General features: G+C 52.9%; 9 protein-coding genes and 1 pseudogene. 8 read left to right on the top strand and 2 right to left on the bottom strand.

Annotation, left to right across the window (positions count from 1 at the left end; genetic code table 11):
• Positions 1 to 3 precede the first annotated feature (3 nt).
• The 3 genes from BKD70_RS06820 to cyoE are packed head-to-tail and all read left to right on the top strand — an operon-like array spanning position 4 to position 1,855.
• Complete coding sequence (locus BKD70_RS06820; RefSeq protein WP_047273809.1) at positions 4 to 630, top strand: cytochrome o ubiquinol oxidase subunit III; 627 nt, start codon at positions 4 to 6, stop codon at positions 628 to 630.
• The gene (gene cyoD, locus BKD70_RS06815) at positions 631 to 957 is read left to right on the top strand and encodes a cytochrome o ubiquinol oxidase subunit IV (protein ID WP_047273810.1); all 327 of its coding nucleotides are present in this window, start codon (positions 631 to 633) and stop codon (positions 955 to 957) included.
• A 10-nt stretch (positions 958 to 967) separates the two neighbouring features.
• Positions 968 to 1,855 carry a heme o synthase gene (gene cyoE, locus BKD70_RS06810; protein ID WP_047273811.1) on the top strand — a complete coding sequence of 296 codons (888 nt, stop codon included), beginning with the start codon at positions 968 to 970 and terminating at the stop codon, positions 1,853 to 1,855.
• A 91-nt stretch (positions 1,856 to 1,946) separates the two neighbouring features.
• Here the strand turns inward: cyoE and BKD70_RS06805 are convergent, their stop codons facing one another.
• Complete coding sequence (locus BKD70_RS06805) at positions 1,947 to 3,077, bottom strand: methyl-accepting chemotaxis protein (protein WP_371913983.1); 1,131 nt, start codon at positions 3,075 to 3,077, stop codon at positions 1,947 to 1,949.
• Between the two features lie 3 nt (positions 3,078 to 3,080).
• Positions 3,081 to 3,506 (bottom strand): annotated as a pseudogene (locus BKD70_RS25610) (MCP four helix bundle domain-containing protein); the annotation flags it as partial.
• A gap of 587 nt (positions 3,507 to 4,093) precedes the next feature.
• Here BKD70_RS25610 and BKD70_RS06800 point away from each other — a divergent pair.
• The 5 genes from BKD70_RS06800 (at position 4,094) to BKD70_RS06785 (ending at position 12,384) form a co-directional block, all read left to right on the top strand.
• The gene (locus BKD70_RS06800; RefSeq protein ID WP_047273813.1) at positions 4,094 to 5,194 is read left to right on the top strand and encodes a polyamine ABC transporter substrate-binding protein; all 1,101 of its coding nucleotides are present in this window, start codon (positions 4,094 to 4,096) and stop codon (positions 5,192 to 5,194) included.
• 517 nt (positions 5,195 to 5,711) lie between these two features.
• Positions 5,712 to 7,841 carry a sulfatase-like hydrolase/transferase gene (locus tag BKD70_RS06795; protein ID WP_080960305.1) on the top strand — a complete coding sequence of 710 codons (2,130 nt, stop codon included), beginning with the start codon at positions 5,712 to 5,714 and terminating at the stop codon, positions 7,839 to 7,841.
• Positions 7,842 to 7,904: 63 nt separating this feature from the next.
• Positions 7,905 to 10,958 (top strand): PEP/pyruvate-binding domain-containing protein, encoded by a 3,054-nt coding sequence (locus BKD70_RS06790; protein WP_047273815.1) that lies wholly within the window; start codon positions 7,905 to 7,907, stop codon positions 10,956 to 10,958.
• Entirely contained in the window at positions 10,955 to 11,605 is a 651-nt protein-coding gene (locus tag BKD70_RS24130) for a gamma-glutamyl-gamma-aminobutyrate hydrolase family protein (protein ID WP_099421422.1), read from the top strand. Before BKD70_RS06790 ends, BKD70_RS24130 begins: the two co-directional genes overlap by 4 nt.
• The gene (locus BKD70_RS06785; protein WP_047273816.1) at positions 11,605 to 12,384 is read left to right on the top strand and encodes an NTP transferase domain-containing protein; all 780 of its coding nucleotides are present in this window, start codon (positions 11,605 to 11,607) and stop codon (positions 12,382 to 12,384) included. Before BKD70_RS24130 ends, BKD70_RS06785 begins: the two co-directional genes overlap by 1 nt.

Raw genomic sequence — 12,384 nt, 5'->3', positions numbered from 1 at the left:
ACCATGTCGAACTTAGCGACTCATGCTGGACAGGCCCATGGTCACGACCATGGGCACGATGACCACCACCACGACTCGGGCGAGACAACCGTATTTGGTTTCTGGCTCTACCTGATGACCGACTGCATCTTGTTTGCGTCGATCTTCGCGGTATACGCGGTATTGGTTAACAACGTAGCGGGTGGCCCATCGGGCCACGACATCTTCGAACTGCCGTACGTGCTGGGTGAAACCGCACTGCTGCTGGTCAGCTCGATCACCTATGGCTTCGCCATGCTGGCGCTGTTCAAGGGCAAGAAAAGTCAGGTGCTGTTCTGGTTGGCCCTGACCTTCCTGTGCGGTGCAGGCTTCATCGCCATGGAAATCAACGAGTTCCACCTGTTGATCTCCGAAGGCTTTGGGCCTAGCCGTTCCGGCTTCCTGTCCGGGTTCTTCACCCTGGTCGGTACCCACGGTCTGCACGTGACCAGCGGTCTGATCTGGATGGCGATCATGATGTATCAGGTCCAGAAAAAGGGCCTGACGGCGACCAACAAGACGCGTCTGAGCTGCCTGAGCCTGTTCTGGCACTTCCTGGACGTGGTGTGGATCTGCGTATTCACCGTTGTTTACCTGATGGGGACTCTGTAAATGGCTAACGCACATTCTGAAGGCGCGAACCACGGCAGCGTGAAGTCCTACGTAATCGGCTTCATCTTGTCGGTGATCCTGACCGTCATTCCGTTCGGGCTGGTGATGTACCCAACCCTGCCGAAAATGACCACGCTGGCGATCGTGCTGTTGTTCGCCGTGATTCAAGTGGTCGTTCACCTGGTGTATTTCCTGCACCTGGACCGTTCGCCTGCACAACGCAATAACGTCGCCGCGCTGGTGTTCTCGGCGCTGGTTATTGTGCTGTTGGTCGGCCTGTCCCTGTGGATCATGTTCAGCATCCACACTGTAATGATGGCGAAGTGAGGTAAGCCCGATGTCCTTTAAGCACTTTATCCAAATCACCAAACCGGGGATCATTTTCGGTAACGTGCTTTCTGTGGCAGGCGGGTTCTTCCTGGCCTCGAAGGGGCATTTCGATCTTGCCCTGTTCCTGGCCGCGGTGATCGGCACCTCCCTGGTGGTTGCGTCCGGTTGCGTGTTTAACAACTGCATCGACCGTGACATCGACATCAAGATGGACCGCACCAAGAACCGCGTACTGGTGCAAGGCCTGATCTCCCTCAAGGTGGCGTTGGTATACGCCACCTTGCTCGGGGTCGCCGGTCTTGTACTGCTGTACCGCGTGGCCAACCCGCTGGCAGCGTTGTTTGCCGCGATTGGTTTCGTGATTTACGTCGGTTTGTACAGCCTGTACTTCAAGCGCAAGTCGGTTCACGGCACCTTGATTGGCAGTCTGTCGGGTGCGATGCCGCCTGTTATCGGCTACGTGGCTGTGAGCAACAGCTTCGACCTGGCCGCGCTGACATTGCTGGTGATGTTCAGCCTGTGGCAGATGCCGCATTCCTACGCCATCGCGATCTTCCGCTTCAATGACTACCTGGCTGCATCGATTCCGGTGTTGCCTGTGAAGCGCGGGATCAAGGTCGCCAAGAAGCACATCCTGCTCTACATCCTCGCGTTCCTGATCGCGACCCTGATGCTCACCCTCGGCGGTTACGCCGGCATGAGCTACATGGCCGTGGCAGCCGCGATGGGCATGTACTGGCTGTACATGGCGTGGACGGGCTACAAAGCCGTCGACGACAAGGTCTGGGCACGCAAGCTGTTCGTGTTCTCGATCTTCACCATCACCGCGCTGAGCGTCATGATGTCCCTGGATTTCAAAGTGCCGACGGAGTTGTTACTGACTTACGCGCACTAAGCATCCCGGATAAAAAAATCCCCGCCCTTCGAAAGAAGCGCGGGGATTTTTTTTGCAGTCTGTCTTCTCAGGCCGGGTTGCTCAACCCGCCTCAGAGGCTAAATCGAGCCACCATGGTATTGAGGTCAATGGCCAGGCGTGACAGGTCGTTACTGGCCAGGTTGGTCTGAGTGGCGCCGCTGGCGGACTGTACGGACAGGTCGTTGATGTTGATCAGGTTGCGATCCACTTCCCGCGCAACTTGAGCCTGCTCTTCGGCGGCGCTGGCTATCACCAGGTTGCGCTCGTTGATTTCGATGACGGCCCCGTTGATGGTTTCCAGGGACAGTCCCGCACCCCGGGCGATGTTGAGCGTCGACTCGGCGCGCTCGGTGCATTGGCGCATCGAGTTGACCGCGTGCTCAGTGCCTCCCTGAATGCTGTTAATCATGTGCTCGATTTCGCTGGTCGATTGCTGCGTGCGATGAGCCAGCGCCCGAACTTCATCGGCCACCACGGCAAAACCGCGACCCGCTTCGCCCGCGCGCGCCGCTTCAATCGCGGCGTTGAGGGCCAGCAGGTTGGTTTGGTCGGCCAGGCCGCGAATCACGTCCAGCACCTTGCCGATGTCTTGCGACTCCTTGGCCAGCTCCCCGATCAGATTGGCTGTGCTTTGCACGTCATTGCCCATGCTTTCAATGGCGGTAACCGTTTCTTGCACCAGATCACGGCCATCGCCCGCCGAGTCGGCTGCACTTTTAGACGCTTCAGAGGTACTGACCGCATTGCGTGCCACTTCCTCCACTGCGCTGGTCATTTCGGTCACGGCGGTCGCGGCCTGCTGAATCTCATTGTTTTGTTGCGTGAGGCCGCGGGCGCTTTCGTCGGTCACGCTGTTGAGCTCTTCGGCCGCACAGGCCAGTTGCGTGGCAGACCCGGAAATGTGCAGCAGCGTGTCACGCAGGGTGCTTTGCATGCTCTGCATGGCGAGTAACAGGCGAGCCGCTTCGTCGCGGCCTTCCACGGTGATCGGGCGTGTCAGGTCACCTTTGGCAATCTCTTGCGCCGCTTCCAACGCCTGCCCGATCGGGTGGGTGATGCTGTGGGTCAACCGCCAGGCGCAGAGGACGGTCAGCCCGGTCGCGAGCAACAACAGCGCGATGGTGAAGTTGAATGTGGTGTCGTAGTCGTTAGTGCTTTGGCGATAAGCACGGGCACTTTGCGCGGAGTTGATGTCCAGCATCGATTCGATCGCGGCGCTGATATTGCGCGAAACCACGCTCAAGGGACCGGCCTGCAGGCGCTTCAATTCGTCCTGTTGATCGTTGCGCGCCAACTGTATCAGCTGTGCTTCGAGGGTTCGGTACTGCGCTTGCTCGCGGCTCAGTTGTTCATAACTGGCGCGCTCTTGCGGGCTGCTGATCAGCGGCAGATAGTCAGCCATTGCTTTGCGGGTGCGGTCTTCCAGCGATTGCAGCTCAGTGAATACACGGGTTTTAGCGTCGGGATCAGGCTCGTCGCGCAGCTGATAGCTCAGTACGCGCTGGCGCTGGTTGAAGTAACTGAAGTCGCTGAGACCAACCAGGCTGGGCATATCGCTGGTGGCAATGTTCTGGCCGACTTGATGGATTTTGCTCATTTGCGTGAGGGCGTAAATCCCCAAAATCAGCATCAGGGTGCCAATCAGGGAAAACCCCAGCAATGCGCGTGGGGCGATATTCATGTTACGTAAATTCATCAGTGATCCTAAACATCAAAGGCAGCCTGCAAGCGGGCTTGCAGGTAAGACAGCGGCGCGAAAATACTCGCACCAAAGAGTGATAGCGGAATGCTATCGCCCGCCTGTCCGGTAACTTGATCTCAGGGTCAAAGTAATTTGTGAAAAAGTGTGCGCCAGCCCGTGGTCGTTCTCGCCAGCCGCCGCGCTCGCTGCTTGTTGGGTTTGGCTAGTTCAGCCATGCGAAAGGGGGGCAAACGCCTGCATGGCGCTCAAGACTGTCTTCACACCCCCGGACGCGGTCGCGGATGCCTGAACATGACAATTGCTGAACCTGGAGTGACGGTTTTTTAACGGCGTGATGCGACCTCGTGGCCACAATCATCCCCTTTTGGCCTGCCTGCCCCTGTGAACCTGCAAGGTCCGCGGCAAGAATCAAAACAGCATCGCCGCCAAGCATACGGTCTCAACAGCTTTCGCGAGTGACTGCCGTGCACAGCACATAACAATGATCGCTCTCACGCCATTTGGGGAAACACGTGATGAATGCACTGAAATGCGTACTGAATGCTACCGTCTGCGGGCTGGCATTAATGGCTGGCTCGGCACAGGCAGATGAGCGTGAGCTGCGGGTGTACAACTGGGCGGACTACATCCTGCCTTCCGTGCCCAAGGACTTTGCCAAGCAAACAGGCATCAAGGTGACGTGGGACACCTTCGACACCAACGAATCGCTGGAAGCCAAATTGCTGACAGGTCATTCGGGCTACGACCTCGTGGTGCCGTCGAACCAGTTCCTCGACACCCAGATCAAGGCCGGCGTGTTTCAAAAACTGGACCGCAGAAAATTGCCTAACTGGCAGCATCAAGACCCTGAACTACTCAAGTTGCTGGATCAAAACGACCCCGGTAATCAGTACGCCATTCCCTACATGTACGGGACGGTGCTGATTGGTTTCAACCCGGCCAAAGTCAAGGCGGCGCTGGGCGACGACGCACCTGTAGACAGCTGGGATTTAGTGTTCAAGCCCGAGAACATGGAGAAGCTCAAATCCTGTGGCGTCGCCATGCTCGACTCCGCATCGGAAATCCTGCCATTGGCCCTGCATTATCTCGGGCTGGACCCCAACAGTCAGAATCCGGCGGACTATGAAAAAGCCAAAGCCTTGATGATGAAAATCCGTCCTTACGTGACTTACTTCAACTCCGCCAAATACATGACAGACATCGCGAACGGCGATATTTGCGTGGCGATTGGCTACTCCGGCAGCTTCTATCAATTTGGTAACCGGGCCAAGGAGGCGGGCAATGGAGTGGTGGTCGATTGGCGCTTGCCGAAAGAGGGCGCGCCGATCTGGTTTGACACCTTCGCCATCCCCAAAAGCGCCAAGAATGTCGACGAAGCCCACGCATTTCTGAATACCTTGCTGGACCCTAACGTCATCGCCCCGATCAGTGATTTCCTCGGTTACCCCAATGCCAACAAAGACGCCCTCGCGCTGATCAACCAAGACATCACCGGCAACCCCAACCTCACGCCCACCCCGCAAGCCCTGAAAACCCTCTACGTGGTGCAACCGTTGCCGCAAAAGCTGGAGCGGGTACGCACACGCGTCTGGACCAGTATTAAGTCGGACAAGTGACGAGGGGCATGTTTCAAGTCATCCATTAGAACTGGCGAAAAGTGCTGGGCTGGGGTCAGTTGATTGCACGAACCAGTCGGGTGAGAGCTCGACTGGGTGTGCTCACTTTCAAAGGGAGTTCAAGGTGTAGATGCCACTGTGGATTTAAGTCTCTTCACCACGCCGTAGGTTTGATACGCACCCGTTCTTCAAAGATCTACCCAGCCGTAAGAAAAATAAATTGTCACAAAATTTATATTGGCCAAACGAATAGTAAGTAAATCGGGGTGGCATCTTTTTGAATTATTTGGCGTATCGCTATTCGATACTAGTCGGCTGGGGTAAACGATTCAGCCTTCGACGGATTTCCCTGGGGGGGAGATTGAGGCAGTCGGATCTTCGCTTTGTACAGTAGGGGAAATGCTTTGAGTGAGGGGGGATGTGTCTATTTTGTTCGTGCGCAGGTAGTAGCTTAGTGATATTATTTTGTCACTAAAAATTAATATTCCGGCATTGTAGCTGCGAAGAATACTGAATTATGGATGTTGAAAGTATGATGAGTAATTATGTAAAGCACTATGCGCTGCCGGTTTTGCTAGCGTTAGTCATTGGTGTTTGCATACCACTTTATGCAGTTTATTTGGCTGGAAGTGACGTCAACTTAAATGCGTTTAGTTTTATAGAAGTTGTTTTAATTGTGTGGGGGGTTGGGGCTTTATTTTTAGTGTTGATGGCAGTCGTACTTGGCGCTTTGAAGTTGAGGTGGTTGTCTGATTTAGTGATGTACTACGTTTTGTTCTGGGTGATTATTGCCGGTTTTATTTTTCCGCTGGTTGAGCGTGCGGGAATGGTTGAACTGGATAAATTACCTACCCATACCTTGAATCTTGTCATTGTTAGCCTAAGTGCGCTGGTGATGACGGTATTGACGTTTACACGTCTGAAGTCGGCCGTGCAGTTGTTTGCAGTCGTTCTGACTGTCGGGTCTGTAGGCGCTGCCATGCCAACGTTTTACGACATGATGACGCGACCGGATGCTGATCAGTCCGTTGAACGTTTCTTGACGCTTTCAAATAAAAGTAACGTGCTGGTCTTAAGCTTTGATGGGCTTGCAGGCAATGTAGCTGCGCGCGTACTGGAGGCTGATCCCGAACTGAAAAAAGTGTTTGGGGATTTTGTTTTCTTCAATAATGCTGTTTCCACTGCGCCTGCAACGGTTGCTTCCCTTCGGTCAGAAGTATTGGGGAATATAGATTTTCGAGCCTTGTCGGAAAATTCGAAAGAGGTCGATAAGAAATTAAAGGACAATGTAAATTCGATTCAGCGCGAAATTAACGCACAGTCTGACGTGATGACATACGGCGTCTATGGTGATTTTAATCCTGACGTCAATGCCAGAGTCGCCCCCGGCGCTCTGGCTAAACGTTTGCAAGGACAGCAGTTGTCCAATGCCTTTGATATCTACACCTATGCTGCGGCGCGTGTAGGCACGGGATACCTTTCAGGTATTGTTGGGGATGGTGTGGCAAACCTGAAAAAAACATTACTTGGCAAATACAACCTTGAGCGAATGACGGAGCACAAGGGGGCGTCCTGGGATGCCGAAGGTACGTTGCAGGTTGATGATTTAATTGAATTGACGCATAAGCTCAAAACTGGCGAATCACCTCGCGTTGTGCGTTATATGCATTTCTTACATACCCATTTCCCAGTTGATTTTGACGAGACCTGTCAATACAGAAGCGACGATGCGCAGTGGTTTGCTGCGAATCAAAACTTGCAGGGCCTGTTGAACGAAACCCGTTGCTCACTTCAGCAGGCCGCAGGTGTAATTGAAAAACTAAAAGCATTAGGCGTGTACGATAAAACGTTGCTGGTGTTAAAGAGTGATCATGGTGCTGTCGCACATTACTTCGAAGAAGCACCAGATAGTTACACGATCAATGGTCATTCTCTGTGGGGTTATAATCGCTACCGCCCATTGCTGATGGTAAAGGCTGAGTCAGTCAATAATGAAGCCATGAGTGTTAATAATGACCCTGTCAGCCTAAGTGACTTGGCCAAGACATTGTGCTTGAAGTCGCAGACACCTTCCGCTGAGTGTGATCGTTATCCTGGCCTTGATCTGTTGGGTGACCGAGATGTGAAAACAGACCCATATCTTTATATTGATGTAGTTAAAGACGCTAAATCCTCCTACACCTTCGATGAGCAAAAAACGGCGAAGCTCTTGCGCGAGGCCGATATTGTGAGTGCATTCAAAAAGAGTGGTGAAGTGGTATTTGGTGGGCCAGGTGCACTGTACGAACAACGGTTGGATGATTTGGGGCAGCTTAATGCAGCACTGGCCCGTTATTATGAAGTGAACGGTGCGTATCCAAAGAGTGATCAGTGGGACGGCATCTATTCCAGTTGGGGACGCTCTGCGCCGGACTGGATCCGTGGACTTGCCCCGACGTACATCCCGAAGTTGATTCAGGATCCTACGAATACGGATTCACCGACGTTGCAATATCTCTATAGCTCAAATGGGGTTGACTACAAGCTGATTGCCCACGGTGATATCAAATCCTGTCAGTTAGCCGCAGCGAGCGCTCCGCAAAGAGTGGATCCGGCCAGAAATTGCTGGGCATTCGGTTACTGGAGCGCAGGTGCTGTGAACTGGTAAGCAAAATCCGTGGTTCAGTTTTGCCCATTAAATACGTTTATTGAAAAAGGTCAGGTCGGTCCCATGCAGTCAGCAGTAATTATCCTCGGCGCAGGAAAGCCTTATCAGGGTGACGAACACGCAGCTCTACGCAATGCGTCAGGGCATGCGCGGGTGCTCGACTGGCTGTTGCGGGCGGTTGAGCCTTTAAAGGCAGCTGTTCATTTTGTGGGCGGATACAAAGTCGAATCGATCCAGCAAGGCTACCCGGGCTTGAAATACTGGATCAATGCTGATTGGGAGACGTCCGGCGCTGCGTACTCTTTGCTGGAAGTTGATGTGGAGGCTGAGGAAAAATGCCTCGTCTTTTATTCCGATATTTTGATCCGAAAAAGCCTGGTTCAAGAACTACGTCGGTGTGAGGCAGATATCACCGTTGCGGTCGATAGCCATTGGCGCACGCGATATGCCGGGCGTACTCGGATGGACATAGAGCGCTGTGAAAAAACATGCCTTCATGGGCAGACGGTGATGCGTCTGGGCACAGATATCCCTCCGGACCTGGCGTCAGCAGAGTTTGTGGGATGTGTTCAGTTTGGCCGGCAGGCGCTTCAGTATCTGCACGAGTCTAAGGTGGATCTACGCCAACATCTGCGATCCGGCAACCTCTCCGACCTCATAGAAGCCATGCGTCTTTCAGGTTTTTCTGTTCAATCAGTTGACGTTCACGGACAGTGGGCAGAGCTGAACGAGCCACAGGATCTTGCGCACTTTGTACTGGGGACTAAAGCGCAAACGTTGAGAAGATTGCGACGGATGGTCAAATGCAGTCGCATTGAAGATCAAGTCAGTTTTACGGTCGATCAGTGGCTTCAAAACAAGTCTGTCGTGTTATCGGCTATCGAGTCGCAATTCACCTCGCAACGTTTGGTCATCCGAAGCAGCGCGTTGTCTGAAGATGGTTTTGCCAATTCGAACGCAGGCGCTTACTCAAGCCTGCTGAATATTGAAGGGGCAAATCTGCAAGCGCTGTCTAATGCCATTGAACATGTCATTGCGTCCTACACCGATACCAATCCTGAAAATCAGGTGTTGGTTCAACCCATGCTTGAAAATGTCACCGCGAGCGGTGTGGTTTTTACTCGAAGCCTGAGCGACGGGGCGCCGTATTACGTTATCAATTATGACGATGTTAGCGGCAGCACTGAATCGATAACCAGCGGTAGTAGCCAAGAGCATAAAACTCTCGTGGTTCGGCGCGATGCTTGTTCATCAAGTGCCAACATCCCGGTGCGGGTACGCGACTTGCTGCCTGCCTTGCGCGAGATAGAGTCGTTGCTTAATTACGACTCACTGGATGTTGAGTTTGCAATTACACCCCAGGGTGGACTGCATATTCTGCAAGTCAGGCCCATCGCGGTTGAGCACTCGGTTCATGATGGTGGCGACGAACAGATCTTCGCCCTGCTCAATGAGGCTGAGGAGCGTTTCATCAAGCTGCAGCAGCCTTCGCCTTTTGTAGTGGGCCGCAAGGCTCTGTTTGGGGTGATGCCCGACTGGAACCCCGCTGAAATTATTGGGACCAAGCCCGGCGCTTTGGCGACAAGTCTTTATAAACATTTGATCATGGACGATACATGGGCGGCCCAACGTGCTGAATATGGTTACCGGGATGTGCGCCCTCAACCTTTGTTGGTGAGTTTTGCGGGCCATCCTTATGTGGATATCCGCGCCAGTTTTAACTCATTCGTGCCCGCAGCGCTGAATGAATCTCTGGCTGAGCGTCTCGTTGATTTTTATCTGAGCTGGTTAGAGTCCAACCCCCACCTGCATGACAAAGTTGAGTTCGATGTTGTCCCGACTTGCTTTGCACTCGACTTCGATCATTGGCGCATTCGATTGATTGAACAGGGTGGATTTTCTGAGAGCGAAGTTGACCAGTTGCGTGACTCGCTTCGAGAAATCAGCGCCCAGGCATTGAAACGTAACGATCAGGACTATGCACATATCGCCAAGCTTGAGCTGCGTTTTGAGCAGATCAGGCAGCAGGCCTTGCCGCCTCTGGATAAAGTCTGGATGTTATTGCACGACTGCCGGTTGCATGGAACCCTGCCTTTTGCACATTTGGCGCGCAGTGCGTTTGTAGCAATTACGCTTTTGCGCTCAGCCGTGAATGCCAGGATTTTGAGCGAAGCCGAGCTTAACGATTTCCTGAATTCGATCCGCACGGTTAGTCATCAGCTGTCTGATGATGCACAAGCCTGTGCGTCCGGCACGCTGTCGTGGGATATGTTTGTTCAGCAATACGGTCATTTGCGACCCGGTACTTACGATATAAATTCATTGAGTTATCGTGCTGACGCAGAGCGTTATCTGCGCCCGATTGTGAATAACAGCACGCCTCATACCAGTTTGGATCACGCATCGGGTCAACTATGGAATGGTGCCCGGCAACGATTCTGTGATGCTTTGGTCAGCGAGGGACTCAACTGTACGGTCGAAGAATTAGAGCGCTTTTTAAGGCAAGCCATTGAAGGGCGAGAGTCAGCGAAGTTCGCCTTTAGTCGGAATTTGTCGTTGGCGCTCGATGAGCTTGCAGAGTGGGGTAATACGTTAGGTGTGCCACGTGAAGCATTGGCTCACGTCGAGCTGGATGCGATTTTGTCATTGCGCAGTGGTGTTCTCGATGACGTGGAAACGGAGAAGTGGTTATCGCAACTTGCTCGGGAGGGATTGAGCCGCTACATGCAGATAAAGTCGATCGAACTGCCGCCTTTGTTGTGCAAAGTAGAGGATTTCAAGGTGTTCTTGTACCCTTCGACACAGCCAAACTTTGTGGGCAGTGGTCGGGTGCAAGGCAGCTGTGTTGATTTGAGCCTCGAGCGCGATGAGTTGAATCTGGAAGGGAAAATTGCGCTGATTCCTCAGGCAGATCCGGGATACGACTGGCTATTTAGCCGGAAAATCGCAGGTTTGATCACTATGTATGGAGGGGCTAACTCTCATATGGCGATTCGTGCCGCTGAATTTGGTTTACCGGCTGCACTGGGGGTTGGGGAGGCCTTGTTTCGTAAACTTGCGTCCGCGAAAGAACTCGACCTCAACGCGGGTAATCGCACTATCAGGGTTATCCATTGAAACGCATAGCCATTACACAGCGCGTTGAGCAGGTCGCAGGTTATTGCGAACGCCGCGACTGTTTGGACCAAGCCTGGACGACGTTATTTGAATGCTTGGGGATGGATCTGATTCCTGTGCCCAATACATTGCAACGCCCGGCTGATTGGTTGTCGCGACAGGGTATTGAGGGTGTTTTGTTGAGCGGAGGCAATGATCTTGCGCATTTGGCAGGCGCACAGCGCTCGGCACCTGAACGAGACAAAACTGAATTTGAAGTGCTCAACTGGGCGCGGATCAACACTCTGCCTGTGCTGGGTGTGTGCCGAGGCATGCAAATGCTCAATCATTACTTGGGCGGCGATTTGCTACCCGTTTCTGGTCATGCAGGCTGTACGCACTCGGTACGAAAATTTGACTCCGCAAGGTGTTCTGTTTTTGACGAGTACCAAAGCGTCAATAGTTTTCATAACTGGGGGATTGAACCGCAATCAATTGCCGCAGATTGCACGGCAGAGGTCGTTGCTCACGATGGAACGGTAGAAGCTTTTTCCCATAAGGTTTTGCCGTGGATTGGTATCATGTGGCACCCCGAGAGGGCTTCTGAAAATGCACGCCTGGATGCACAACTTATTCGTCAGCTTTACTTAAACCAAGGACAGATTTGATGCGTGTGATCATTTTAGCCGCCGGTCAGGGGACTCGTTTGCGGCCCTATACGGATGATCGTCCAAAATGCATGGTTGAATTGCATGGACGCCCGATGCTGCACCGTCAACTTGATGTATTACGTGCCTGTGGTCTTAACGACATTGCGCTTGTCGGTGGTTACTGCGCCGAAGGATTAAAAGCAGAGGGGGTTCATCTGTACCGCAACCCCAGATTTGCAGAGACCAACATGGTATCGACTCTGTTCTGTGCAGAAGAGTGGATGCAGGACGGTCGGGATTTATTGATCGCTTATGGCGATATCATTTACGAAGAGCGCGTATTGCAAGCGTTGTTGGCGGTGGAGGCTCCACTCGGGGTGTCGATTGACACCGAGTGGCGTCGTTTTTGGTCCATCCGTATGGACGATCCACTGTCCGATGCTGAAACGCTGAAACTTGACCCTGAAGATCATATTGTTGAGCTAGGTAAAAAACCCAAAAGCTACGATGAAATTCAAGGTCAATACATGGGGTTGATCAAGGTCCGAGGGGATTGTGTTCGTGCGTTTCGTGAGTTCTGGAACGCGCTGGATCGTGATGTGCTTCGTGATGGAAAAAATTTCGACAACATGTACATGACGACTTTTCTGCAAGAACTCATCAACGCTGGATGGCTGGCCAAGGCGGCTTACACTGAGAACGGCTGGTTGGAAGTCGACACAGTCGAAGACCTTGATCAGTATCACCATATGATTAGCACGGGTGAGCTGGATTCATTTATCCAGCTGAAGCACTAA

Source organism: Pseudomonas sp. BS-2016 (assembly GCF_001806145.1).
Taxonomy (GTDB): Bacteria; Pseudomonadota; Gammaproteobacteria; order Pseudomonadales; family Pseudomonadaceae; genus Aquipseudomonas; species Aquipseudomonas lundensis.
Note: the sequence above shows the minus strand (reverse complement) of the source record. Positions and strands in the feature narration are given on the sequence as shown.

Bases quoted from the DNA above. Each gene is read 5' to 3' on its own strand.
- BKD70_RS06820 (WP_047273809.1), top strand. From the start codon at position 4: ATGTCGAACTTAGCGACTCATGCTGGACAGGCCCATGGTCACGACCAT.
- cyoD (WP_047273810.1), top strand. From the start codon at position 631: ATGGCTAACGCACATTCTGAAGGCGCGAACCACGGCAGCGTGAAGTCC.
- cyoE (WP_047273811.1), top strand. From the start codon at position 968: ATGTCCTTTAAGCACTTTATCCAAATCACCAAACCGGGGATCATTTTC.
- BKD70_RS06805 (WP_371913983.1), bottom strand. From the start codon at position 3,077: ATGCTGGACATCAACTCCGCGCAAAGTGCCCGTGCTTATCGCCAAAGC.
- BKD70_RS06800 (WP_047273813.1), top strand. From the start codon at position 4,094: ATGAATGCACTGAAATGCGTACTGAATGCTACCGTCTGCGGGCTGGCA.
- BKD70_RS06795 (WP_080960305.1), top strand. From the start codon at position 5,712: ATGGATGTTGAAAGTATGATGAGTAATTATGTAAAGCACTATGCGCTG.
- BKD70_RS06790 (WP_047273815.1), top strand. From the start codon at position 7,905: ATGCAGTCAGCAGTAATTATCCTCGGCGCAGGAAAGCCTTATCAGGGT.
- BKD70_RS06785 (WP_047273816.1), top strand. From the start codon at position 11,605: ATGCGTGTGATCATTTTAGCCGCCGGTCAGGGGACTCGTTTGCGGCCC.